This is a genomic window from Pseudogracilibacillus sp. SO10305, from assembly GCF_037072005.1.
GTDB lineage: Bacteria > Bacillota > Bacilli > Bacillales > Amphibacillaceae > Pseudogracilibacillus > Pseudogracilibacillus intestinigallinarum.
Genome location: NZ_JAXHDE010000001.1, coordinates 306,246 through 331,799, shown reverse-complemented (window position 1 = coordinate 331,799; position 25,554 = coordinate 306,246). Strand labels below are relative to the sequence as shown.

At 33.8% G+C, this 25,554-nt stretch carries 28 protein-coding genes; 21 read left to right on the top strand and 7 right to left on the bottom strand.

From position 1 onward, the window contains the following. The 3 genes from SPD45_RS01720 to lpdA are packed head-to-tail and all read left to right on the top strand — an operon-like array spanning nucleotide 1 to nucleotide 3,701. The gene (locus tag SPD45_RS01720) at nucleotides 1-978 is read left to right on the top strand and encodes an alpha-ketoacid dehydrogenase subunit beta (protein ID WP_336265857.1); all 978 of its coding nucleotides are present in this window, start codon (nucleotides 1-3) and stop codon (nucleotides 976-978) included. 31 nt (nucleotides 979-1,009) lie between these two features. Then, complete coding sequence (locus SPD45_RS01715; protein ID WP_336265856.1) at nucleotides 1,010-2,290, top strand: dihydrolipoamide acetyltransferase family protein; 1,281 nt, start codon at nucleotides 1,010-1,012, stop codon at nucleotides 2,288-2,290. A 4-nt stretch (nucleotides 2,291-2,294) separates the two neighbouring features. Further along, the gene (gene lpdA / locus SPD45_RS01710) at nucleotides 2,295-3,701 is read left to right on the top strand and encodes a dihydrolipoyl dehydrogenase (RefSeq protein ID WP_336265855.1); all 1,407 of its coding nucleotides are present in this window, start codon (nucleotides 2,295-2,297) and stop codon (nucleotides 3,699-3,701) included. A gap of 493 nt (nucleotides 3,702-4,194) precedes the next feature. Here lpdA and SPD45_RS01705 read toward each other — a convergent pair whose 3' ends face one another. Beyond that, entirely contained in the window at nucleotides 4,195-4,308 is a 114-nt protein-coding gene (locus tag SPD45_RS01705; RefSeq protein ID WP_442961972.1) for a GapA-binding peptide SR1P, read from the bottom strand. 265 nt (nucleotides 4,309-4,573) lie between these two features. On the opposite strand from SPD45_RS01705, the gene SPD45_RS01700 reads away from it, so the two are divergent. Both SPD45_RS01700 and SPD45_RS01695 read left to right on the top strand, forming a co-directional pair. Next, nucleotides 4,574-4,777, top strand: coding sequence for a hypothetical protein (locus tag SPD45_RS01700; protein WP_336265853.1), 204 nt, complete (start codon nucleotides 4,574-4,576; stop codon nucleotides 4,775-4,777). Between the two features lie 115 nt (nucleotides 4,778-4,892). Continuing rightward, nucleotides 4,893-5,708, top strand: a complete 816-nt coding sequence (locus tag SPD45_RS01695) for an inositol monophosphatase family protein (protein WP_336265852.1) — start codon at nucleotides 4,893-4,895, stop codon at nucleotides 5,706-5,708. On the opposite strand, the gene SPD45_RS01690 is transcribed toward SPD45_RS01695, so the two are convergent. Then, a complete protein-coding gene (locus tag SPD45_RS01690; protein WP_336265851.1) occupies nucleotides 5,705-5,878 on the bottom strand; it encodes a DUF5325 family protein in 174 nt (57 codons plus the stop codon). The two genes, SPD45_RS01695 and SPD45_RS01690, sit on opposite strands and share 4 nt — an antisense overlap. 155 nt (nucleotides 5,879-6,033) lie before the next feature. Between SPD45_RS01690 and SPD45_RS01685 the strand changes: the two genes are divergently transcribed. Continuing rightward, nucleotides 6,034-6,342: a YlaH-like family protein gene (locus SPD45_RS01685; protein WP_336265850.1), complete on the top strand. Its 309-nt coding sequence runs from the start codon at nucleotides 6,034-6,036 to the stop codon at nucleotides 6,340-6,342. 38 nt (nucleotides 6,343-6,380) lie between these two features. Here the strand turns inward: SPD45_RS01685 and SPD45_RS01680 are convergent, their stop codons facing one another. Continuing rightward, on the bottom strand, nucleotides 6,381-6,563 hold the full coding sequence (locus SPD45_RS01680) for a YlaI family protein (protein WP_336265849.1): 183 nt from the start codon (nucleotides 6,561-6,563) through the stop codon (nucleotides 6,381-6,383). Nucleotides 6,564-6,673: 110 nt separating this feature from the next. On the opposite strand from SPD45_RS01680, the gene SPD45_RS01675 reads away from it, so the two are divergent. Further along, entirely contained in the window at nucleotides 6,674-6,925 is a 252-nt protein-coding gene (locus tag SPD45_RS01675; RefSeq protein ID WP_336265848.1) for a hypothetical protein, read from the top strand. A 64-nt stretch (nucleotides 6,926-6,989) separates the two neighbouring features. On the opposite strand, the gene SPD45_RS01670 is transcribed toward SPD45_RS01675, so the two are convergent. Continuing rightward, nucleotides 6,990-7,478 carry a hypothetical protein gene (locus tag SPD45_RS01670; protein WP_336265847.1) on the bottom strand — a complete coding sequence of 163 codons (489 nt, stop codon included), beginning with the start codon at nucleotides 7,476-7,478 and terminating at the stop codon, nucleotides 6,990-6,992. Between the two features lie 209 nt (nucleotides 7,479-7,687). On the opposite strand from SPD45_RS01670, the gene SPD45_RS01665 reads away from it, so the two are divergent. The 4 genes from SPD45_RS01665 to SPD45_RS01650 all read left to right on the top strand — a co-directional run bounded on the left by SPD45_RS01665 (nucleotide 7,688) and on the right by SPD45_RS01650 (nucleotide 13,553). Continuing rightward, nucleotides 7,688-7,987: a YlaN family protein gene (locus SPD45_RS01665; protein WP_336265846.1), complete on the top strand. Its 300-nt coding sequence runs from the start codon at nucleotides 7,688-7,690 to the stop codon at nucleotides 7,985-7,987. 199 nt (nucleotides 7,988-8,186) lie between these two features. Beyond that, nucleotides 8,187-9,311, top strand: coding sequence for an FtsW/RodA/SpoVE family cell cycle protein (locus SPD45_RS01660; protein ID WP_336265845.1), 1,125 nt, complete (start codon nucleotides 8,187-8,189; stop codon nucleotides 9,309-9,311). Between the two features lie 41 nt (nucleotides 9,312-9,352). After that, nucleotides 9,353-12,799 (top strand): pyruvate carboxylase, encoded by a 3,447-nt coding sequence (pyc, locus tag SPD45_RS01655; RefSeq protein ID WP_336265844.1) that lies wholly within the window; start codon nucleotides 9,353-9,355, stop codon nucleotides 12,797-12,799. Between the two features lie 70 nt (nucleotides 12,800-12,869). Further along, on the top strand, nucleotides 12,870-13,553 hold the full coding sequence (locus tag SPD45_RS01650; protein WP_336265843.1) for an RluA family pseudouridine synthase: 684 nt from the start codon (nucleotides 12,870-12,872) through the stop codon (nucleotides 13,551-13,553). 13 nt (nucleotides 13,554-13,566) lie between these two features. Here the strand turns inward: SPD45_RS01650 and SPD45_RS01645 are convergent, their stop codons facing one another. Further along, nucleotides 13,567-14,547 carry a COX15/CtaA family protein gene (locus SPD45_RS01645; RefSeq protein ID WP_336265842.1) on the bottom strand — a complete coding sequence of 327 codons (981 nt, stop codon included), beginning with the start codon at nucleotides 14,545-14,547 and terminating at the stop codon, nucleotides 13,567-13,569. Nucleotides 14,548-15,506: 959 nt separating this feature from the next. On the opposite strand from SPD45_RS01645, the gene coxB reads away from it, so the two are divergent. The 5 genes from coxB (at nucleotide 15,507) to ctaG (ending at nucleotide 20,540) form a co-directional block, all read left to right on the top strand. Beyond that, the gene (coxB, locus tag SPD45_RS01640; RefSeq protein ID WP_336265841.1) at nucleotides 15,507-16,574 is read left to right on the top strand and encodes a cytochrome c oxidase subunit II; all 1,068 of its coding nucleotides are present in this window, start codon (nucleotides 15,507-15,509) and stop codon (nucleotides 16,572-16,574) included. Nucleotides 16,575-16,626: 52 nt separating this feature from the next. Further along, complete coding sequence (gene ctaD / locus SPD45_RS01635) at nucleotides 16,627-18,495, top strand: cytochrome c oxidase subunit I (protein ID WP_336265840.1); 1,869 nt, start codon at nucleotides 16,627-16,629, stop codon at nucleotides 18,493-18,495. Between the two features lie 2 nt (nucleotides 18,496-18,497). Beyond that, nucleotides 18,498-19,124, top strand: coding sequence for a cytochrome (ubi)quinol oxidase subunit III (locus SPD45_RS01630; protein WP_336265839.1), 627 nt, complete (start codon nucleotides 18,498-18,500; stop codon nucleotides 19,122-19,124). A 3-nt stretch (nucleotides 19,125-19,127) separates the two neighbouring features. Beyond that, nucleotides 19,128-19,451, top strand: a complete 324-nt coding sequence (gene ctaF / locus SPD45_RS01625; protein WP_336265838.1) for a cytochrome c oxidase subunit IVB — start codon at nucleotides 19,128-19,130, stop codon at nucleotides 19,449-19,451. A gap of 180 nt (nucleotides 19,452-19,631) precedes the next feature. After that, the gene (ctaG, locus tag SPD45_RS01620) at nucleotides 19,632-20,540 is read left to right on the top strand and encodes a cytochrome c oxidase assembly factor CtaG (RefSeq protein ID WP_336265837.1); all 909 of its coding nucleotides are present in this window, start codon (nucleotides 19,632-19,634) and stop codon (nucleotides 20,538-20,540) included. 168 nt (nucleotides 20,541-20,708) lie between these two features. Here the strand turns inward: ctaG and SPD45_RS01615 are convergent, their stop codons facing one another. Beyond that, nucleotides 20,709-21,071 carry a YugN family protein gene (locus tag SPD45_RS01615; RefSeq protein ID WP_336265836.1) on the bottom strand — a complete coding sequence of 121 codons (363 nt, stop codon included), beginning with the start codon at nucleotides 21,069-21,071 and terminating at the stop codon, nucleotides 20,709-20,711. A 155-nt stretch (nucleotides 21,072-21,226) separates the two neighbouring features. Between SPD45_RS01615 and SPD45_RS01610 the strand changes: the two genes are divergently transcribed. The 5 genes from SPD45_RS01610 (at nucleotide 21,227) to coaD (ending at nucleotide 24,311) form a co-directional block, all read left to right on the top strand. Next, on the top strand, nucleotides 21,227-22,294 hold the full coding sequence (locus SPD45_RS01610; protein WP_336265835.1) for a CAP domain-containing protein: 1,068 nt from the start codon (nucleotides 21,227-21,229) through the stop codon (nucleotides 22,292-22,294). Between the two features lie 66 nt (nucleotides 22,295-22,360). After that, nucleotides 22,361-22,810, top strand: coding sequence for a YlbF family regulator (locus tag SPD45_RS01605; RefSeq protein ID WP_336265834.1), 450 nt, complete (start codon nucleotides 22,361-22,363; stop codon nucleotides 22,808-22,810). A 32-nt stretch (nucleotides 22,811-22,842) separates the two neighbouring features. Continuing rightward, a complete protein-coding gene (locus SPD45_RS01600; RefSeq protein WP_336265833.1) occupies nucleotides 22,843-23,115 on the top strand; it encodes a YlbG family protein in 273 nt (90 codons plus the stop codon). A gap of 143 nt (nucleotides 23,116-23,258) precedes the next feature. Next, nucleotides 23,259-23,825: a 16S rRNA (guanine(966)-N(2))-methyltransferase RsmD gene (gene rsmD, locus SPD45_RS01595; RefSeq protein ID WP_336265832.1), complete on the top strand. Its 567-nt coding sequence runs from the start codon at nucleotides 23,259-23,261 to the stop codon at nucleotides 23,823-23,825. Between the two features lie 3 nt (nucleotides 23,826-23,828). Further along, complete coding sequence (coaD, locus tag SPD45_RS01590) at nucleotides 23,829-24,311, top strand: pantetheine-phosphate adenylyltransferase (protein ID WP_336265831.1); 483 nt, start codon at nucleotides 23,829-23,831, stop codon at nucleotides 24,309-24,311. Here coaD and ylbJ read toward each other — a convergent pair. Then, nucleotides 24,304-25,476, bottom strand: coding sequence for a sporulation integral membrane protein YlbJ (gene ylbJ, locus SPD45_RS01585; RefSeq protein WP_336265830.1), 1,173 nt, complete (start codon nucleotides 25,474-25,476; stop codon nucleotides 24,304-24,306). The genes coaD and ylbJ overlap by 8 nt on opposite strands. Nucleotides 25,477-25,554: the final 78 nt, after the last annotated feature.

The following is a 25,554-nucleotide window of genomic DNA, read 5'->3' as shown; positions in this document are numbered from 1 at the left end:
ATGGCACAAATGACAATGATCCAAGCGATTACAGACGCTTTAAGAACCGAATTAAAAAACGATGAAAATGTGCTCGTATTCGGCGAAGACGTTGGACAAAACGGTGGTGTGTTTAGAGCGACAGAAGGTTTACAAAAGGAATTCGGTGAAGAGCGTGTATTTGATACACCGTTAGCTGAATCGGCAATCGGTGGTCTTTCAATCGGACTTGCACTAGAAGGATATCGCCCAGTACCTGAAATTCAGTTCTTCGGATTTTTATATGAAGTAATGGATTCGATTAGTGGTCAAATGGCAAGAATGAGATACCGTTCAGGAAATGCATTCAATTCGCCAATCACGGTTCGTTCTCCATTTGGTGGTGGTGTACAAACACCAGAATTACACGCGGATTCTTTAGAAGGTTTAATGGCTCAACAACCAGGATTAAAAGTTGTTATTCCATCTTCTCCATATGACGCGAAAGGTTTATTAATTAGTGCGATTCGAGATAATGACCCGGTTATTTTCTTGGAGCATATGAAATTATATCGTTCATTCCGTGAAGAAGTACCTGAAGAAGAATATACAATTGAAATCGGAAAAGCAGATGTAAAACGTGAAGGAAAAGATGTAACAATTATTGCATATGGTGCAATGGTTCACACGTCATTAAAAGCTGCTGAAGAGTTAAAAGAAAAAGGAATTGACGCAGAAGTAATCGACTTACGTACGGTTTCGCCGATTGATATCGATACTATTTTAGAGTCCGTACAAAAAACAAATCGTGTAGTAGTCGTGCAAGAAGCACAACGTCAAGCTGGTATTGCTGCGAATATTGCAGCTGAAATTCAAGAACGCGCTATTTTACATCTAGAAGCACCAGTCCTACGTGTTACTGCACCAGATACTGTATATGCTTTTGCGGCGGCAGAAGAAGTATGGTTACCGGATCATAAAGATGTAATCGAAAAAGTAGAAGCTGTTATGAACTTTTAATGAAATGAATAATGAATAGGAGGTAGACATCGTGGCTTTTGAATTTAAATTACCGGATATTGGAGAAGGAATTCACGAGGGAGAAATTGTGAAATGGTTCTTCAATGAAGGGGACGAAGTAAAAGAAGATGATGTACTTTGTGAAGTACAAAATGATAAGGCAGTTGTAGAAATTCCTTCACCAGTAGATGGTACGGTGTTAGAAATTAAAGTTGCTGAAGGAGAAGTAGCGATTGTAGGAGACGTGTTAATTCGTATCGAGGCAGAAGGGTATGAATCAGAAGAGCCTACAGAGGAAACTAAAGAAGAGGCACCGACAGAAGAAAAAGAAACAGAAACGGTAGAGGAAAAGCCGACACCAAAAGAAACGACAGAACCGGTGACTGAAGATGAGAAGAAATTAGTTATTGCAATGCCATCTGTTCGTAAATATGCTCGTGAGCAAGGGGTAGACATTCAAGAAGTAACTGGTTCTGGAAAAAATGGACGTATTTTAAAAGAAGATGTCGATGCATTTGTATCTGGAGATGTTATACCTAGTGAAGAAGCTACAGCAGAAGTGGAAAGCCTATCTGAAGAGCGTGTAGCACCTGTTGCAACAACTGGAACATATCCTGAAACTCGTGAAAAAATGAGTGGTATTCGTAAAGCAATCGCTAAAGCGATGGTGAATTCGAAAACGAAAGCTCCTCACGTTACGTTATTAGATGAAGTAGATGTAACAGAATTAGTAGCACATCGTAAACGATTCAAAGAAGTAGCTTTAGATCAAGGAATTAAATTAACTTATTTACCTTATGTGGTAAAAGCTTTAATTTCTGCATCGAAGAAGTTCCCTATTTTAAATGCTGCAGTTGATGATGAAACAGATGAAATAATTTACAAACATTACTATAATATAGGTATTGCTGCTGATACAGATAAAGGTTTACTCGTTCCAGTAGTGAAAGACGCAGATAGAAAGTCACTATTTGAAATTTCACAGGATATAAATGAGTTGGCAGAAAAAGCTCGTAATGGTAAACTAACAGCAGAGGAGATGAAAGGTGCTTCTAATACGATTACGAATATCGGTTCTGCCGGTGGACAGTGGTTTACTCCAGTGTTAAATTATCCAGAGGCAGTTATTTTAGGTATTGGTCGTATTCAAGAAAAACCTGTCGTTCGTAATGGGGAAGTTGTAGTTGCGCCGGTATTGGCATTATCACTAAGCTTTGACCATAGAATTGTTGACGGAGCAACAGGGCAAGAAGCATTAAATCAAATCAAAAGATTATTAAATGATCCACAGTTGATCATGATGGAGGCGTGAAATAATGGTAGTAGGAGATTTTCCAATCGAAGTTGATACGCTAGTTGTTGGTGCAGGTCCAGGAGGATATGTTGCAGCAATCCGTGCGGCTCAATTAGGTCAAAAAGTTACAATTGTCGATAAAGGAGCACTAGGTGGAACATGCTTAAACGTTGGATGTATTCCTTCAAAAGCGTTAATCCAAGCTGGTCATTTAACAGATGCAGCTCGTGGTAATGAAGAATTAGGAATTACGACGGAAAATGTAAAAGTTGACTTTGGAAAAGTTCAAGAATGGAAGGGAAATGTTGTAAAACGTTTAACTTCTGGTGTAGAAGCATTATTAAAAGGAAATAAAGTAGACATCGTTAAAGGTGAAGTTTATTTCGTTGATAATAACAATGTAAAAGTAATGGATGAAACTCAATCTCAAACATATACATTTAAAAACTGTATTATTGCTACAGGTTCAACACCAATTGAGATTCCTAGCTTTAAATTCTCAGATAGAGTACTTGACTCTACTGGTGGATTAAGTTTAGAGGAAGTACCTGAAAAATTAGTTGTTATTGGTGGTGGATACATCGGTACTGAATTAGGTTCTGCTTATGCGAACTTTGGTACAGAAGTTACGATCATCGAAGGGGAAAAAGAAATTTTAGCAACATTTGAAAAACAAATGTCAAACATCGTTACGAAACGTTTAAAGAAAAAAGGCGTGAATATTGTAACGAGTGCGATGGCTAAAGGTGTAGAGGAAACGAAAGATGGTGTTAAAGTAACGTACGAGGCTAACGGTAAGGAAGAAACTGTTGAAGCTGATTACGTATTAGTAACAGTTGGTCGTCGTCCAAACACTTCAGATATTGGTTTAGAGCAAGTAGGTATCGAATTAGACGAACGAGGACTTGTGAAAATTGATAAACAATGCCGTACGAATATTGATAATATTTATGCAATTGGTGATATCGTAGCTGGATTACCTTTAGCTCATAAAGCTTCTTATGAAGGTAAAGTTGCGGCAGAGGCAATTAGCGGTAAAAAATCTGAAATTGATTATATTGGAATGCCAGCAGTTGTATTCACAGATCCAGAAATGGCTTCTGTTGGATATACTGAAAAAGAAGCAAAAGATGCTGGAATTAAAGTTAAAGTTGGTAAATTCCCATTTGCGGCAAACGGACGTGCTTTATCATTAAACGACACAGAAGGATTCATGAAGTTAATTACTCGTGAAGAAGATGGTCTAGTAATTGGTGGTCAAGTAGTTGGGCCGAACGCGAGTGATATGATTTCAGAAATTGGCTTGGCAATTGAAGCTGGAATGACTGCAGAAGATATTGCTTTAACTGTCCACGCTCACCCAACATTAGGTGAAATTACGATGGAAGCAGCTGAAGTTGCATTAGGAACACCAATTCATACGCTATAAAAAATAATGTTTCATACGAACGTTGTAAAGTATATAAAAAAGAGGTTCAGTAATCTTACTGAACCTCTTTTTTGGGCTTTATATTACATGGTGTTGGTGGAAAGAGTTCATTGATGCCATTTTTTGGCATAAAGGGAGAAGAATTTTTGCTGTTGAATTAAAAAGGGATTAGAATACCATATGTATGATACGATAAAACTTATATATGCATGAATGTGTCATACAATATATTAAATAAAAAGCTTGAAACAATACGCAAGAATTAGTATGAACCAAGAATATCAACGAAAAACTTAAGAAATATAAATGGACTGTATCAGATGTAAATTCTTACATAGTCATCTGTACGTATTGCTCATAATAGGCTTAGCTGTTATATGCCTAAAAAGCGTTGTATATTTCTTGAGTAATTAATATGATCAGTTCTTGTTTCGAAAAGTTTTACGTAATGATGTTTCAAACTTTTTATCGTTCGTTTTTATTATTATTATTATTATTTATTATTGCATGTTGGACACGTGCTGTATAACTTTGTCACTTTTTCTTCTTCGTAGTAATTAATAACTTCCTGGCATTCTTGACAAATAATGATCCCCACAAGAGTCATCTCCTCTACAAATTTATTATGTAATAATTATTATAGTATGGCACATTTAAGTTGTCAACCATAAATAGTATAACACATTTGAAGAATGGAATATATTATGACAAGTAACTAATTTTGTGATAAATACCTTTATTTTACAAAAATGTGTTTCGGAGTTTATATATGAACACAATCGGGAATAAATAAGTAAAGTAATATATATAAAGAAGTAACAATCATGATTAACAGCATATAGATTACGATTTCTAAAAAGGGTGTGAGTGAAATGAAATATTTAGTGGAACAAGTAGAGAGAAAGAAAAATGAACAGGTCATCCATACTATTAAACTTGAAATCGATTATGAATTGTTAACATTATATGATGCGATGGAAATGAATAATGATGAAGAAATAAAAGATGCAAAATTAAAATTAAGCAAATTAGTAAAAAAGTTATATTTATTAAATAAATTATCGACTAATGCATAAAGATTACATCGAAATTTATGCATTTACTAGGATTGTTTGCTACAATATATTAAATTCAATGAATCATTGTATAAGATATTTGAGCAATGTTGTGTATGATATGGGGGCCAATATAATGGATGTCATTCAACGTGAAATTTTATTCAATCGCATTAGATCATGGATATTAGATGCAGGCAACATAATTCGAGAAAACATGTATGATCCACTGACGATCGATACTAAATCAAATCCGAAAGATTTAGTAACTGAATTGGATCGTCAGGTGGAGTTTTTTTTTGCTACAAAAATAAAAGAGCATTATCCAGAACATTTATTATTAAGTGAAGAAGGATATGGAGATCATTTATCGCATTTTGATGGAACAATTTGGGTGATAGACCCAATAGATGGTACGATGAATTTTGTTAATCAAAAACAAAATTTCGCCATTTCCATTGGAGTTTATGCAGATGGAATTGGAGAAATTGGTTTTATTTACGATGTGATGCGTAATAATTTGTATAGTGCTATGAGAGATAATGGTGCTTATAAAAATAATGTACGACTTCAACCATTACAAGAAAAATTGACATTGAAAGAATCTGTCCTTTGTATGAGTCATCGATGGTTTATGCCAAATCGATTCGTAGATGAAGAAGTAATGCATTTATTATCGAAAGAAGTGCGTGGATTGAGATCGTACGGTTCAGCAGCAATTGAATTGGCATATGTCGCTGAAGGAGCGGCAGAAGCATATATTTCGATGGGCTTAGAACCATGGGATGTAGCAGCGGGAAGGGTAATATTAAGTGAAGTAGGTGGAAAGTTAACCGATATGGATGGAAAAGAAATACCAATGTTATCTCGAAGTACTATTATTGCATGTAATCCATCTATTCAATCGAAACTATTACACGAATATTTTAAAAAAGGAAAAAAAGTGACTTAATTGTCACTTTTTCGTTTTGTGGCGATACCATAACCCATAATAAGAAAGCCTAATAAAATAAAGATTACGATAAATAATATACTTTCATAAGATATTGCGACACCGACTAAACAAAACATTAGAACGACTAATGTTGCTAATAAAAATTTTGGTAAATTAAAATTTTGCAATATAACTCACTCCTATTTACTATCATCGTTAGTATAAACGATTTTTCTTGAAAATGAAAACGATGTGTGAATTTTAGACGAATGATTGGAATGAACAGTAAACTTCTAGTATGATATAATATGGGATAAAATGAATATGTTTGCGAGGAGAAAATATGGGAACTGATTTTGGATTAATGTTCAATTTTTTACAATCGAATTTTGGTACAGAGCATATGTTTTGGACATTTTATGTTCTAAATTTAATTTTAAGTATTATCGCATATAAGTTAGGGTTTGCGCGTGAACTACCATTATTAAAATCATTGATCGTATATGTTATGTTGGCTATTGGTGTATTTATTATTACTATATTTAGTGTATTTAAATTGCCGATGACAGAATCACTGATCATTATTTGTGCAGTATTAGGAATCTATCGATTTAGAATGTATAAGGAACGCTCAAATAAAAATGAAGGATAAAAAAGCTTTTATAAGGGGAAACCTTTATAAAAGCTTTTTTAACATCCTTTATTTATAAGGAATTTTCCTGTTGCTAATCTTTTTTCTGTGTTTTCTTTAATCCTATCATAACAAGTAGGGCATAGATACGCATGATTACGTTGTGTTCTTAATCTTCGTGCTGCATAACTATGACGTTCAATTGTTTCTTCTATATCACAAAGTGCACATTGTACATCCATTTCATTGTTCACCTCAATTTATATCATACTTTTTATTTTATACTGTTTAAATTTAAACGTAAAGGGTAAATTATAGTAGCAAGAAATTTAATGAAGAAAGGATGTCAAAATTGAAGAAAAGAATTATCGTACCAATTGTCGGTGCAGCAGCAACTCTTGGCTTAGCATATATGATCAAAAATAAAGATGGGCGCGAAACGACAACCTTTTCTGATGTGTTAAATCAAGCAGGTAAGCCAGACCAAATGATGGGAAACGAAACAGATCAATTAGAAAATGCTAAAATGGTGTCTGAAGGTTCTCAATTTGGTGTACAGTATTTTAATGAAGTATCAGAAGAATTTGACGAGGATAATCAATAAAAAATATCCTCCCAGTGGATAGTTACTGGGAGGATATTTTTTTTCAATACAATTACACATTTTGCTATTCAAATATAATTTCTTTAATACCTTTAATCGGTGCATCTTTGTTAGATCCATCTTTGAAATATAAGTGAACTGGACCATCCTCTTTTAACGGTTTTCCGTTTAAAGAAAATAGGAAATATGTATTTAATAGTTGATCTAATGTGATAATAACATCATCTTCATTCGTTTTTAGACGGACATGTTCAACATCTGCTTCAGGTTCTGCCGAACGTATGAATGTCTCGATTGGCATGACAAAAGAATGTTTTAAGATTTTTTCTTTTTCAAAACGGTTAATACTTTTATTTACTGGAGGTTTAATTTTCGATTGAAAATAAACTTCTTGATCGAACATTTGCGCAGTTTTTTTGTATGATTCATCTTCAACCTCTTCTTTTTGACCTGTAAAAGCATCTTCTAAAATAACTTTTCGGTCATCAAAAATCCAAACAGATGCATCTAAAGTAATTGGGAATTTAATTTTCCCTTTCATTTGAATAATCATCATTACACCTCATTTAATTTAAATACCTTTGTAAAGGATAACAAAAATATATGTTTTTTTCATTAATTTCAACTTACAAACTTATAATAAGTGGAAAAAACATTAAGTGTTTGCAATTTGTCTTATATAACGATAATATTAACTCTAGAGGTAGATAATTACCTATGTTAGAAAATATCGTGAACAATGGATGCGGAGGGACGAAATCCATGTCGCAAATAACGGCAGACCAACGTAAGAAAGCATTGGAAGTATTAAAAGAAGATGCAGATAAAATATTAAGGCTAATTGAAGTACAAATAGATAACTTGATGACACCTCAATGTCCACTATATGAGGAAGTGCTAGATACTCAGATGTTTGGATTATCGAGGGAAATTGATTTTGCTGTAAGATTATCGCTTATTACAGAGGAACAAGGTAGAGAGCTATTAGATAATTTAGAGCATAAATCAAACTTACTACATGAGGCGGCACAAAATACAATTCCATTTAAGAAAAATGGTTAAAACTTTGCGTTTATCGCAAAGTTTTTTATTTATAATACTTGTGAACATTTTGTGAACGATGTTCTTGTTGATTGTTATATCGGAAAATTTAATGTATTCTAAATACTTAAAAGACTCTATCGTCCTAGCAATTGAACGACACATATTATATAATTTAATGTATGTCATGAAGTCATTACTATGGTTTGGAGTGTTTGATGTGCGTAAGCTTTTAAAAGATTTTGATTTTGTATTAATGATCACTCCTATTTTGCTTGCAGGATTTGGAGTAGTTATGGTATATAGTGCGAGCATGCTAATTGCAGTCGTTCAAGGATTGGATAGTTCATTTTATTTAACACGTCAATTAATATGGTTTTGTTTATCTGTAGCAGTTTTTTTATTTGTATCGATTTTTCCGTACAAAAATTACATAAGATTAATGCCAATTATTTTAATTGGTAGTATTGCAGGGCTAGTTTTAGTCCTGTTATTCGGTGAAAGTGCAAATAATGCAGTTCGAGCCATTTCGTTATTTGGGTTTAATCTTCAACCAGCAGAATTTGTTAAACTAGCGATTGTTATTTATTTAGCTTTTATTTACTCAAAAAAACAAAGCCGAATTAATAATTTTGTACATAGTGTGTTACCGCCATTAATTTTATCGGGCTTTTTAATTTTTTTAATCGTTTTACAACCAGATATCGGGACAGCTTCTATTATTGTATTTGTGGTCATTGTGATTTCGTTGTCTGCTGGTGTAAAAATGAAATACTTAGGCTTTATCGGAGGAGTATTGGCGATTATCTTGACGCCGATAATATATTTTTCAGGCTTTGTCACACCAACGAGAATTGAGCGTTTTAAAGGTGCATATGACCCGTTTACAGATGCAAGTGATTCCGGTTTCCAACTGATTCAATCATATGTAGCGATCGGAGGCGGAGACCTTTTAGGACAAGGATTAGGGCAAAGCATTCAGAAGCTTGGTTATTTATATGGAGCACATACGGACTTCATTATGGCAATAATTGCTGAAGAGCTAGGCGTTTTTGGTATTGTGATTGTTATGGGATTATTTATTACAATTGTTGTAAAAGGTGTTATGCTTGCTACGAAATGTAAAGATGGCTTTGGTTCTTTACTTGCAATAGGGATCACTTCACTTATATCGATTCAAGCATTTATTAATTTAGGTTCTATAAGTGGGATCTTGCCGATTACTGGTGTACCATTACCTTTTATTAGTTATGGAGGTTCATCCTTATTAACTTGTATGATTGCAATGGGAATTTTAAATAACATTGCTAAAACAGTTAATGGATACGAAAACATAACAAATTAGGTACTTATATAAATATATATAGTTAGGAAAGGAAGAGAAGGATGACAGTTGTTCAAGGTAGGAAAATCAACAAAATTTTGGCTGCAAACCGTGGAGAAATAGCGATAAGAATATTCAGAGCATGTACAGAGTTAAATATTCGTACAGTCGCTATTTATTCAAAAGAGGATGCAAGTTCTCTACATCGTTATAAAGCTGATGAGTCTTATTTAATTGGTGAAGATAAAAGTCCAATTGATGCTTATCTAGATATTGAAGGAATCATTACATTAGCAAAAAACACAAATGTTGATGCAATTCACCCTGGCTATGGTTTATTATCTGAAAATATTGAGTTTGCTAGACGATGTGAAGAAGAAGGGATAATTTTTATTGGCCCGACTAGCGATCATTTAGATATGTTTGGAGATAAAGTAAAGGCAAAGCAACAAGCAATCAATGCAGGTCTACCGATTATTCCGGGAACAGATGGGCCTGTATCATCTATCTCAGAAGTAGAAAAATTTGCAGAAAAAGCAGGTTATCCAATTATTATTAAAGCTTCACTTGGTGGTGGTGGACGTGGAATGCGAATCGTTCAGCATAAAGGTGAATTAGTTGAGGCATATGACCGAGCTCGTTCAGAAGCGAAAACAGCATTTGGAAATGATGAGATTTATGTAGAAAAGTTTATAGAAAATCCGAAACATATTGAAGTTCAAATTATTGGAGACCAACATGAAAACGTTGTTCACTTATTTGAACGTGATTGTTCGATTCAAAGAAGACACCAAAAAGTAGTAGAAATTGCGCCGAGTTTATCTTTATCAGATACATTACGTGAAGAAATTTGTGAGGCAGCTGTAAAATTATCAGAAAATGTAAAGTATGTAAATGCCGGGACGGTAGAATTTTTAGTTACGGGGGAAGAGTTCTACTTCATTGAGGTAAACCCACGAATTCAAGTAGAACATACGATTACAGAAATGATTACTGGAATTGATATTGTACATACACAAATTAAAGTTGCTGAAGGTCTTAGCTTACACGATCCGGCAATTGGTATTCCGAAGCAGGAAGAGATTCGCACGAATGGCTATGCGATTCAGTCACGGGTTACAACGGAGGATCCATTAAACGACTTTATGCCAGATACAGGAAGAATTATGGTTTATCGTTCTGGTGGTGGATTTGGTGTAAGATTAGACGCTGGGAACTGTTATCAAGGTGCAATAGTATCACCATATTATGATTCTTTATTAGTGAAAGTATCAACATGGGCTTTAACATTTGAGCAAGCTGCCCAAAAGATGGAACGTAACTTAAGAGAATTCAGAATTCGCGGAATAAAGACAAATATTCCATTTTTGAAAAACGTTGTTAGACATAAACAGTTTTTAAAAGGGGAATATGATACAAACTTTATCGACGAAACACCAGAATTATTTGATTTCGAACCGAGATTAGACCGAGGAACGAAATTATTAACTTATATAGCTGATATGACAATCAATGGTGTTGATGGTGTGCCGAAAAAACAGAAGCCAATATTTTCACCATTACATAAACCGGTAGTGGATGATGTACAACTTCAAAAAGGAACGAAACAACTATTGGATGATCATGGACCAGAATATGTATCAAATTGGTTAAAAAATGAAAAACAAACATTGCTAACAGATACGACATTCAGGGATGCTCATCAATCATTGCTTGCAACGAGAGTTCGTTCAAAAGATTTAATCGACATCGCAGAGCCGACAGCAAAACTATTACCTGATTTATTCTCGCTAGAAATGTGGGGAGGAGCAACATTTGATGTTGCATACCGTTTCTTACGTGAAGATCCATGGATTCGATTGCGTAAATTACGTGAAAGCATTCCAAATGTTTTATTCCAAATGTTACTTCGTGCTAGTAATGCTGTTGGATATAAAAACTACCCGGATAATGTAATTGAAGAATTTGTTAAAGAAAGTGCACAATCTGGAATCGATGTGTTCCGAATTTTCGATAGTTTAAACTGGTTTGAAGGAATGGTTCCCGCTATTGAAGCAGTACGTGCAAATAATAAAATTGCCGAAGCATCAATTTGTTATACAGGAAATGTATTAGATAAAGGAAATACAAAATATGATTTATCTTATTATGTGAAACTAGCAAAAGAACTAGAAGCTGCTGGAGCTCATGTGTTAGGAATTAAGGATATGGCTGGTTTATTGAAACCTGAGGCTGCATATCAATTAATTACAAATTTAAAAGAAGTAATAGATATTCCAGTTCATCTTCATACACATGATACGAGTGGAAATGGTGCCTTTATGTACGCTAGAGCAATAGATGCTGGGGTAGATGTTGTAGATGTAGCAGTTGGATCTATGGCTGGTTCTACATCTCAACCGAGTGCACAGTCGTTATATCATGCATTAGATGGTACAAATAAACAACCGAAAATGGATATTGATCATTATGAAACATTGTCAACATACTGGGAAAGTGTACGAGCATACTATGAAGACTTTGAAAGCGGAATGAATGCACCACATACAGAAGTATATAATCATGAAATGCCAGGCGGGCAGTACAGTAACTTACAGCAACAAGCAAAAGCTGTTGGACTGGAAGAACGCTGGGATGAAGTGAAAACAATGTTCAATACAGTTAATAATATGTTTGGTGATATCGTCAAAGTAACACCATCTTCTAAAATTGTCGGTGACATGGCATTATTTATGGTTCAAAACAATTTAACAGAAGAAGAGGTTTATGAGCGTGGAGAGTTTATGGACTTTCCTCAATCCGTAATTGAATTTTTCCAAGGGAATATCGGTCAGCCATATGGTGGCTTCCCAGAAAAATTACAAAAAATAATTTTAAAAGGTCGAGAAAAAATCGATGTTCGACCAGGACAATTATTGGAGCCAGTTGATTTTAAAAAGACATATGAAGAACTATCGAAAAAACTAGGTTTTGAAGTGTCGAACCATGATGTATTAGCATATGTACTATACCCTGATGTATTTACGACATTTGCGAACTTTAGAGAAGAATTCGCGGATGTGTCTGTATTAGATACACCAACATATTTTTACGGTATGCGTTTAGGAGAAGAGATTGAAGTCGAAATTGAAAAAGGTAAGACGTTATTTATTCGTTTAGCATCAATTTCAGAGCCTCGATCTGACGCTACACGTGTCATTTACTTTGAACTAAATGGACAATCACGTGAAATTATTCTAAAAGATAAGAACATCACATCACAAGTTGCCGAACTTCCAAAAGTTGATAAAGAAGATCCGAAACAAATTGGTGCAACGATGCCTGGAACTGTTATAAAAACATTAGTTTCAGAAGGGGATAAAGTAGAAAAAGGGGATTATTTATTAATTACAGAAGCAATGAAAATGGAAACGACGATTCAAGCGCCATTTAAAGGAATTGTAAAACGTATTTTCGTAAATGATGGAACAGCTATCTCTGTCGATGATTTGTTAATCGAGTTTGAATAGGTTATAGTATGGAGGTTAGAACATTTCATTTGTTCTAACCTCTTTAATTTGTAGAAAATGAGGAAGATATATGGATATACCAATTTTATATGAAGATAATCATTTATTAATTGTTGAAAAACCAATCAATATTCCGGTACAAGAAGATCGAACGAAAGATGATGATTTATTAACTATTTTAAAGAAATTCATTAAAGAACGAGACGAGAAGCCAGGGAATGTATATTTAAGTTTAATTCATCGTTTAGATCGTCCGGTTGGTGGGGCAATTGTGTTTGCGAAAACTTCAAAAGCAGCTTCACGACTTAGTGATCAACTACGTAGACGAACTATTGAACGGAAGTATTTAGCGATTGTTCGTGGAGCATTAAAAAAAACAGAGGCAAAGCTAGTCGATTACCTATGGAAAGACACGAAGAAAAATATCGTTTCTATCGTTCCGCAACATAAACGTGATGCGAAAAAAGCAATATTAAAGTATAAGGTGTTAGAGACGAATACAAATTTATCATTGTTAGAAGTAGAGTTAGAAACTGGACGTCCACATCAAATAAGGGTTCAATTAAATGGTATAGGCCATCCATTATATGGCGATCAAAAATATGGTCAACACGTGAATAAAGTTGGAGAACAAATTGCACTATGGGCTTATGAACTAACTTTGACACATCCAACAACGAAAGAAGTTATTACCGTTCATTCATTTCCAAAACAAATATATCCATGGTCAGAATGGGCGTATATAAAAAAATGAGGCTAGGAAAATCCTAAGCCTCATTTTTTGCGTTTTGTTTCATATGAAGAATATTTTTATTCGTTTGTTTTACGTTCACCTTTTGTTCTTGATGTGCACTACGGTTTGATAATAACATGAAGTAACTTAACATACCGAAATAGCATGTAATAAAGAAAGCATGGAATAATGCAATCCATAAGTTTAACTCTGTAAAGATAATCATGGCTCCAAAGAGTACTTGTAATAAAATTAAACTAAAGGAAATCACCCATCCATAGTACATTACTCGGTTATTACGATAATTCTTGTGTACTTTAATTAAGAACGTAAGCGTCCAAATGAATAAAATTGCTGCTAACAGTCTGTGACCCATTTGTACCCACTGATGGAAATTGTAATCGGCAAATGCAAATGGGGCACCATTATTACAAAATGGCCAACTACCACAAACGAGGTTTGCATTTATATGTCTTACTAATGCGCCTGTATATACAACGATAATCGTATAAGTGGATAATAAGTATATTTCTATCCGATCTTTTTTCTTAATATGCAACTTATCTGCATCTAACTTATTGTCTATCTCAAATATGAGTAACATTAGTAAAAAGATAGAGGCAAATGACACTAAAGAAATACCGAAATGAATCGCTAAGACGAAATCAGACTGCCCCCAAACAACAGCTGCAGCACCAATTAATCCTTGTAAAACTAAGAAAAATACAGAAATGAAAGATAAGAATTTCACTTCTCGAATGTGTCCTAAGTGATTCCAAGCAAACACTGCTAGTAATAAAACTGTCACACCAATGATGCTTGAAACAAGACGGTGACTATATTCAATAATTAATTCTGGTGTAATGACATTCGGAAACAATTGACCGTTACATAATGGCCAACTACTACCACAACCAGCACCTGAATCTGTTTTGGTTACTAATGCACCACCTAATAAAATAAAAAACATACCGATTGTGGAAACGACAGATAACCATTTAATCGTTCTAAACATACGTATAGCCTCACTTTATATTAAAATAATGGATGATATAAAAATTTGTTCATTACTAATCATAATAGCATATTCATGAAGAAATCAATTAAAAAAAACATAATAGAACGAGAAGTTCATCAATTATCATAAATTTGTAACAATAATGGAATAAATACGTAAAATTCAGTGACAGATATAGTACAAATTCTTGCAAAAGATATAGAAATTTGATAAAAATAGTATGTAGAAGTTGTCATGCGAAAATCCAATGTTCTTAAGTGGGGGAAGTAATACAAAGACTTAAAGAACAAAGAGTTTAAGAAAGTTGATACACTGTGGATAATCGCCGAAAATGCTTTCATTACAATCGTAAAGAGAGTGACAGCATGAATGATTAGAATATGTATGAAAGAGTAGTTTATTCTTCGCCATATTCTACTTATTTATAATATTGAAGGGAGGCAGCTGCAATATATTTGTAACAGAAGTGTGATCTTCCAGATGAATAGCTTATTTGTTATTCATAAAGCCTTTTATTCCTTTTTGTATGTAGTATGAAAGACTAAGTAATTGTATAAACTAACATTATTCATTCAATATTATGTTATTACATTATATTTCGCTATAATTTTATGATTATTATAAAATGAAACGTAATAACGGATATTGATTTTAAACATGTTTAAAAATATACGATGTACTTAAGAATAAAGGTGCTTTCAATCCCTATGTCACATTATATCTATATGTAAAAAAAAGCATTTTGATCGACCACGTCAACTGAATGACTTTTTGGTTCGTGAGACAAACTTTTAACAAAGGTATTTAAATTAAAATGCATCCCGGACAATTCATTCAATCAATGAATTGTATTAAGATGAAATATTGCATTGTAGCCGTACGTGGTTTATGATAGTAATATACTAAATTCACTTGCCGAATGCAGTTTAAAATTAATGAAAGAGAGGTATACATACATGAAAGGATGGTTAGGGAAAGCAAAGACCCTTCTAATACTGGGTGCTTTAGCCTTTGTACTTTCAGGATGTGGAAGAGATAATTTAACAGCACTTGTACCTAAAGGGTACGGGGCAGAGGTTTCGATGAATTTAATCATTTTAACGACGGTGGTAATGACATGTGTACTAATTATTGTATTTATCATTTACGTACTTGTCTTAGTTAAATTCCGTAAGAAAAAGGGAGATCCTGTTATCAATCCTGAGCAAGTAGAAGGAAACAAAACATTAGAAGCAGTATGGACGATTATTCCAATTATCTTAGTAGTTATTATGGCTGTTCCAACTGTATTTGCTACATTCCATTTAGCAGATGATTCAGACAAGGAAGACCATATTAACGTACATGTTACTGGTAACCAGTATTGGTGGCATTTCGATTATGAAAATGAAGAAATCGCAACAAGCCAGGACTTATACATTCCGGTAAATACGAAAGTATATATTCACTTAATTACAAATGACGTTTTACACTCATTCTGGGTACCAAGTTTATCGGGTAAATTAGACGTTAACCCAGAGAACGTAAATACAATGTATTTAAAAGCATATGAAGAAGGAGTATTCTTTGGTAAATGTGCTGAATTATGTGGTCCTTCTCACTCACTAATGGACTTTAAGGTTGTAGTAGTAAGTGAAGAAGAATACGACCAGTGGGTTGCAGATATGCAAGACTTTAACTCTGAAGAAGTGGAGTTAGATGCAGTTGCACAAGAAGGTCAAGAATTATTTGAAGAAAAAGCATGTATTAGTTGTCACGCAACAGATACACAAAACTACTCAGCAGGTGCAGTGCCAGTTGGACCAGACTTAACGAACTTGGGAGACCGTTCACGTTATGCTGGATATTTAATGCCAACTAAAGAGAATTTAGTAAACTGGATTCTAGATCCAGAAACATTAAAGCCTGGAAACTTAATGACAGGTAAATATCCTGATGTTTCAGAAGATGAAGCTGATAAAATTGCAGAATACTTATTACAATTAAAGCCATCTGACGTTACAGCAGAAAGTAAAGAAAAATAATTTATTTTAATAAACCTTAAGTTTTTAGATTAAAATATAGGAGGTATTTAATGTGAGTACAGCAGCTATGGGTAAAAGAAGCTTTGGCGCAGTCTTATGGGACTATATGACAACTGTTGACCATAAGAAAATTGCTCACCTATACTTAGCAGGTGGAGGATTCTTCTTCATCCTAGGTGGAATTGAAGCATTAATTATTCGTATTCAGTTAATTAAACCTGAAAACGACTTTATTAGTGCAGGATTCTATAATGAAGTAATTACGATGCACGGTACTACGATGATTTTCTTAGCGGCCATGCCGATGATGATAGGACTTATGAACGCCGCCATGCCATTACAAATAGGGGCACGTGACGTTGCGTTTCCGTTTGTTAACGCACTTAGTTTCTGGTTATTCTTCTTCGGGGGAATTTTATTAAACATTAGTTTCTTAACTGGTGGAGCTCCTGATGCTGGTTGGACATCTTATGCTTCATTAGCAATGCAGTCACCAGGACATGGGGTTGACTACTATGTAGCAGGATTACAGATTGCAGGTGCAGGTACGCTAATGGGAGGTATTAACTTCCTGGCGACGATTGTAACAATGCGTGCACCGGGTATGACTTATATGCGTATGCCATTATTTTCATGGGCTACATTCGTAACGAGTATTTTAATTTTATTCGCATTCCCACCATTAACGATCAACTTATTTTTATTAATGTTTGACCGTATGTTTGATACAGCGTTCTTTAACGTTGCATTAGGTGGAAATACAATTATTTATCAGCACTTATTCTGGATTTTCGGACACCCAGAAGTTTATATCTTAATTTTACCGTTTTTCGGTTTATTCAGTGATATTTTCTCTACTTTCTCAAGAAAGAGATTATTCGGATACACTGCAATGGTTTTCGCGACTATGTTAATCGCATTTTTAGGTTTCATGGTATGGGCTCACCATATGTTTACAGTTGGTTTAGGTCCAGTTGCTAACTCGATTTTCGCAGTAGGTACAATGGCGATTGCAGTACCAACAGGAATTAAGATTTTTAACTGGTTATTAACAATGTGGGGCGGTCAAGTAACAATTAACTCTGCAATGTTATGGGCACTAGGATTTATCCCATCATTTACAATTGGTGGAGTTACAGGTGTTATGCTTGGATCAGCAGTTGCTGACTACCAGTATCATGACACATATTTCGTTATCGCACACTTCCACTACGTAATCGTTGGTGGTTCAGTATTTGGTATTTTCGCAGGTTTACATTACTGGTGGCCGAAAATGTTCGGTCGTGTGTTGAATGAAACATTAGGTAAGTGGACATTCTGGTTATTCTTTATTGGATTCCATTTAACATTCTTTATTCAGCACTTCTTAGGTCTAATGGGTATGCCTCGTCGTTACTGGGTATTTTTACATGACCAAGGTTTAGAGTTAGGTAACTTAATTAGCTCTGTTGGTGCGTTCTTTATGGGAGTTGCATCCATCATATTCGTATATAATATTATTTATACGGCAATTAAAGAAGAAAAAGCAGAAGCGGACCCATGGGATGGTCGTACATTAGAGTGGACAGTTTCATCTCCACCACCATATTATAACTTTGAACAGTTACCATTAGTTCGTGGTTTAGACCCGTTATGGATTGAAAAAATGGAAGGTGACGGAACTGTACCTCCAGGAGAACCATTAGATGATGTTCACATGCCTAACGGTTCAATCTTACCGCTCTTAATGGGATTAGGATTCTTCATAGCAGGATTTGGATTTATTTACCAAGATGGTCAAGGAAGCTTATGGTATTTAGCGCTTTACGGAGGAATGGCATTTGCTATCGGATGTATGGTTGTTAGATCACTTAAAGATGACTATGGCTACTATATCCCTAAAGAAGAACTTCAAAAAGCACTTGAAGGGGAGGCTAAGTAATAATGAGTCATGATCATAGCAACTTATTTCCAGAAACTCTCCCAGCAGAACCTGAAAAAGCTACACTGGAAGGTAAAAACAAATTCTTTGGGCTTTGGTTCTTCTTAGGTGGAGAAACAGTATTATTTGCTAGTTTATTCGGGACTTACCTTGCGTTGAAAAACTCAACTGCAGGGGGTCCTGCTTCAGATGAATTATTCGGTCTTGGACTTGTATTTTTAATGACAATGTTATTATTAACGAGTTCATTAACGAGTGTGTACGCTATGTACCATATGCGTAACGGTGATTTTAAGAAAATGTATTTATGGTTAGCGATTACTGGATTATTAGGTATTGGGTTCTTAGCTTGTGAGATCTACGAGTTCGCACACTATATCACAGATTACGGATTTACTTTCCGTTCATCAGCGTTTGGTTCTGCGTTCTATGCATTAGTTGGATTCCACGGAGGACACGTACTATTCGGTATTTGTTGGTTACTTTCGTTATTAATTCGAAACGCTAAGCGTGGATTAAACTTATATAACGCACCTAAATTCAACACATTCAGTTTATACTGGCACTTCATTGATGTTGTTTGGGTATTCATCTTCACAGTAGTTTACCTAATGGGAAAGGTGGGTTAATAAATGACAAACGAAGTAAATACAGAACAAGCAGAATTACTTAGACGTAAAAAAAGTAAAGACGAAATGAAAAAGCAATTAATATCTTTCGGTATGATGATTGTTTTTACTTTAATTTCTTTTGGTTTAGTAGCAGTAGGAACAATTGAAAGAATGTACATTTTACCTATCCTTTTTGTAATGGCTATCGTACAAGCAGGATTCCAGTTCTATTACTTTATGCATTTAAAAGATAGAGATCATGAAATGCCAGCTACTTTCATTTATGGTGGAGTATGGGCAGGATTTTTAACACTAGCGGGATTAATGGTAATCTCTTGGTGGTAAAACTGGTAAAAAGCTAGAGAACTTGTTCTCTAGCTTTTTTATTTGTTTTCATTTTATTATTTCATGACAAAATTGTCACAAATGGCAATGTTTTTAAAAAAATTGAAACGGAATGCATGAAATAAGTGGATGATATCATGTATAATGATGGTTGCAAACTTTATGGAGAGGTGAAGTTTTATGTGGTTGGAAATTCAAATATTCGGCTTCCGTGCTTTATGGAGTCCATATTTTTTAACATTTTTAATTGCTGTGTCGATTTTATACTATTTAGTAACGGGACCATATCGACATAAGTTTGGCGGAGATGAAAAACCGACGAGAAATCAGCAACTTTTTTTCTATAGTGGGATTATTTTAACGTATATTGTGAAAGGATCTCCAATTGATTTAATGTCTCATATTATGATGAGTTATCATATGGCTCAGACAGCTATTTTATATTTCGTTATTTCAATCTTTTTTATTCGTGGTTTACCTATTTGGATGTGGGAAAAATTCGTTAATATTAAAATAGTAAAAAAGATAATGAAAGTAACGACTCATCCTTTAATCGCACTTGTATTATTTAACAGTCTGTTTTCAATGTATCATTTACCAGTAATATTCGATTATACGAAAACACATTTAATCGTACATTCAACTGTCACAATCGTTTTATTCATTTTATCTATGAATATGTGGTGGCCAATTTTATCTCCACTTAAAGAACATGCAACATTAAATCCATTATTAAAAATGGCATATTTAATTGGTAGTATCTTAATTATTTCGATTGCTTGTGCTTTAATGATTTTCTCAACAAAATCATTATATACATCCTATAACTCTGATGGTGCTTGGTTACAGGCAATGAGCTTATGTGTACCACCTGATGTATTAAATGGGATCTCTGATAGCTTATCTGGTGCGGAGATGTTTTCTCCATTATCGGCAGCAGAAGATCAGCAATTAGGTGGAATTTTAATGATGTTCATGCAACAAATTTTCTATGGATTTGTGTTAGCTTATATTTTCTTTGGATGGTTTACGAAAAAGAGCTTAGAAATTGATCCAATGCCAGATACTTTACCGAACTCAAAAGAGTAATGGGTGTGCATATTTTCAATAAAAGGGATGTTAACAAATAACATCCTTTTTTGGTCTTATACTCATTGATAGAACATAAAAAAACGGTACTGAGTATTGAAAAATAAACAGTACCGTTTTGACTAGTTTTCCTAGTCTATTTTATTCTTAACGATGAATGATTATGAATTATCCTAACTGTTCTAATTCATCGTTTACACCAACAACAAGGTTGTGTGCACGTTCCATTAAGTTTTTAGGGAAGTTTTCTTCTTCACCATACTCAATACCATGTGGATAGTAATGTTTTCCTAATAAAGGTGTTTTAATCTTAATTACTGCTGTTTTACTATCGACATCACCTTCAATAGCTTCTCCTTGAATACGTACATAATATGTAACGTTTTTCTCTTGCGAATTGATTTTGTAATCGTATGTAACACGTTCATAGTCCCAGCTTTCCCCTAAAATAAAAGCATGTTTACCCATTACGTAGTTTAATGTTGAAATATCGATTACCTTATTATCAATACCTGTGTTTTCTAATTTCATCCTATTACACCTCTTTAAATAGTATCTTAGCTTAATGATAGTTGAAATATGGACAACTTGCAATAAATTATATAAATAATCGTTAATTTATACGTTTATCTCATCCTTTATTAGTATAATATAAATGGAGAAGTATTTCTAATTAGGAGGACTTTATGAAAAGAATTTTATTATTTATTATAACAGTCTGTTTATTCGGAAGTATATATATTGTTGCACAAGAAAATGATCTATTCGTTTTATTAGAAGAACGTTGGAAGGAATTTAAAGATTCGAAAGAGGATATCGTTTTAAATGAAGAGTTAGTAATAGATGAAGAGGAAGAAGCTGTATATGTTGATCATAATTTATCTGAATTAATAGGATTAAATGCAAACGAAATAATAGAAACGTTTGGGGAACCAAAAAGAATCGATCCAACTCCGTATGGATATGATTGGTATGTGTATACGAATGAAACAACATCTCATGTTCAAGTTGGGATGAAGAATGATCAAGTAAATACCGTTTATGTCATGGGAGATAGTATTAATATTGAACCATTACAATTTGGTCAGTCGTTTGATGAAGCAGATGAAATTGTTTCATTTGAACATGCAGTAACATATAAAAATGGATTTTCTTCTTACACGTTTAAAGTGAAGGAAGAAGAACTAAAAACTACCCCACTTATTCAGTTATCCAATGATATATTTATTCAATGTTATTTTGATGCTGTTAAAGATTCTTTAACAGCTATTCGGTTAATTGATGGGGAAACATTGCTACAACAACGAATGTATGAGTTAGAGTATCGTGGTCCATTACCAGAAGAATTAGAAGAAAATGATAAAAGTTGGCCTAAAATGGAAACGGCAATGGAACAACAAATTAACGAAATGACGAATGTGTTACGCTATTCATTTGATCTACCATTATTATCTCCTCATGAAGAGGTAAGTGATGTCGCTCGTGCACATAGTAAGGATATGTATGAGCAAAATTATTTTGCTCATGAACGTCCGAATGGAGATGGATTGAAAGAACGTTTGGATGAAGGAAATATTTACTTTGTTGCTGCTGGTGAAAATATTGCAGCACAACACGCAGATAGTATTGCCGCAATGTTTGGGTGGTTAAATAGTGAAGGACACCGTGAAGCCCTTTTAAATGATCAATATACGCATTTAGGAGTTGGAGTTTACCGTTATTACTACACTCAAAATTTTATAACTCGTCAGTAATTTGAATGCCAATGCATTTTCATTTATATGAAATCATGTTAAAATGTAAATGGAGGTGTTACTAATATGATCATGACATTAGAACACGTACAAATACTTGATCAAACAGATCATCTAATCGATATGATTAAGCAGTCAGATGTAATGGGAGAATATGAATGTGCTTTAAAACAATTAGAGGAAAATGAAGAAGCACAATCATTAATTCGATCATTTAAACATATAAAAGAACATTATGAAGATGTTCAACGCTTTGGAAGATACCACCCAGACTATCAAGAAATTATGAAAAATGTTCGTAGTTCCAAAAGAAAAATGGACATGAATGAGTATGTGGCGAAATTTAAACTTGCTGAAAGAAATTTACAAACATTTTTAGATGATATTAGTGAATCAATTGCTAGAAGTGTAAGCGAAAAAATTATCGTCCCGAAAGAGAATGGATTACTTTCTGATTCTGGTTGTTCTAGTGGTAGTTGCGGAACAGGTGGATCATGTGGTTGTCAAGCTTCATAATCGGAAAATTATATTATAATAGGAGTTAGAAAATGAATCATACACGCCAAGGGTTAATCGTTTGGTTTCAACATCGAAAAAATATAAAACAAATAAAAAAGCATGGAAACTTAATGTATGTTTCAAAGAAACTTCGTTATGCAGTTTTATATATCAATATAGATGAGGTTGAAACTATTGAAGCATCACTATTAAAACTTCCGTTTGTATCAAAAGTAGATCGTTCGTATAAACATTTATTGAAAACAGACTTTGAAAATGCTTTACCGGATAAAGCGAAACAGTATGATTATAAGACGAATTAATAATTTTTTAGGTTGAAACAAAGGAATTGTATATAGAAAAAGAACGAATAAATTGATACATCTTGCGTTCTTCTCATCTGTACATTTCATTGTTTCAATCTTATTTTTTTGTGAAAAATATAACCATGTAAGGTGGAGAGGCCATGCGCGTTATTGCAGGAGATTTAAAAGGGAGATACATTAAAACAGCAAAAGGATTAAAAACACGCCCGACGAGTGATAAATTAAAAGAAGCGATTTTTCATAAAATTGGTCCTTTTTTTGATGGTGGGAATTGTTTGGATCTATTTGCAGGGAGTGGTTCATTAGGTATTGAGGCGATTAGTCGTGGAGTGGATCATACGGTATTCATTGATCAATCGATAGATGCAATTCGAACGATTGAACAAAATGTGACACAATTTAACATTAAAAACAAATGTGAAATATATCGAAACGATGCTTTTCGAGCTTTACATATACTAAGTAAGAAAAACATGAAGTTTGATTTAGTCTTGCTTGATCCACCTTATGATAAAATTAATTATGGAAAACTGATGAAAGCGCTTGAAAATGTGGATATTTTAAACGATAATTGTATCGTATACATAGAACATCGTCCAGATGAAAAACTTTCTATACGGGATGGAATTTTCACTATTAAAGATGAAAAGAAAATTAACAGTACAACGAGTATTACAATTTTAGAAAAAAGAAAAATGGGGGTATAAGTTGTGGGAAAAAAACTAGCAATTTGTCCAGGAAGTTTTGACCCGATTACAAATGGTCATTTAGACATTATTACACGAGGTGCAAAAGTATTTGATGAGGTTATTGTTGCTATCTTTAATAATTCATCGAAACAACCGTTATTTACAGTAGATGAGCGAATTCATTTAATTCAAGAAGCGACAAAAGATTTGCCAAATGTATCAGTAGATGTGTCAGAAGGACTGTTAGTTGATTATGCACACGAGAAGAAAGCAGACGTAATTTTGCGTGGTTTAAGAGCGGTTAGTGATTTTGAATATGAAATGCAAATTACGTCTATGAATAAAAAATTAGAACCAACGATTGAAACATTTTTCATGATGACGAATAATCAATATTCGTTCTTAAGTTCAAGTATTGTTAAAGAAGCGGCAAAATATAAAGGTTCCATTGATTGTTTAGTACCGGATGTTGTAGCGAAAGCATTGCGTGAAAAATTTAAGTAAGGCGACGATACTTGATGATCAAATAGATACATAATGTAAATGATGTTATATAAAATCCGTATTGCTGAAAAAAATGTACAACATAATAAGAAGTATTCGGTATATTGGCAACCTCCGTACTCGTTACTTCTTTTATTTTTGTGGAAAAGAAGACTTGATAACAACAATATGTAATAAGAACAGAAAAAATGCTTTGTAATAGTCGTCCGAAAAAATAAGGGGAAAATCGAATATCGGTTTTACTTATGACAGATGCGACTTGTGCTTGGATGGACAAACTGTGAAAACCTAATATAAAGCTAACTGCACATAATTTGATAATGGTAGGGACTGAATGCAATGAAGCAATTAATTCAGTCCCTGTTGTTATTTCAAATAACCCTGTAAAAAATGGTGTGACAACAGGTTTTAAAGATGTTGGGACAAATGGTTCCATTACTTTTTCAAAAAAATAAATTGTATGTAATAAATGAGTAATGACAGAAAATAAAATAATGAATCCGCCAATAATAAGTAATGTTTGAATAGAAGATTGCACGGCATCTCCTAACTTTTCTCCGAAGGCGCGCTTATCTAATATTCGTGTTTTATGTAATGCACGCAACGCACGGACAGATATATTTGACTGTTGCTCGACCTTTTGAGTGTCGGGTTTATTAGCGTAATAAAATTTCATGCAAAGACCGACAAATATATTACTTGTATAATGACTTAATGCGAGTAAGATTCCGATATATTTATCTTGAAAAAAACTTATCGCAATGACACCGAATAAAAAAAGTGGACTAGCCGCATTAGAGAAGGTGAGTAATCTTTCTGCTTCTATTTGATTAATATAGTTTTTTTCACGCAAAGATGCAGTTATTTTTGCACCTAAAGGATATCCGCTTGCCATCCCGACGACAAATGCAAAACTACCCGCTCCTGGTACACGAAAGAATGGGCGCATGATCGGCTCAGATAATATACCAATTGCTTGGACAATTCCATACATCATAAGTAATTCAGACATAATAAAAAAAGGAAGTAATGACGGGAACACAATATCAAACCATGTTTGTAAACCACGTACACTTGCATATAATGTATGTTGTGGTAATAAAATAAATAATAATGCCATGATCGATATCGAACATGCGATGAGGATGGAATAATATTTTTGCATAGTTTCCTCCAAGTTTTATAATAATGAACGTTCCTTATATACATATACGAGAAACTCGATGAAATATGTTATATTTAA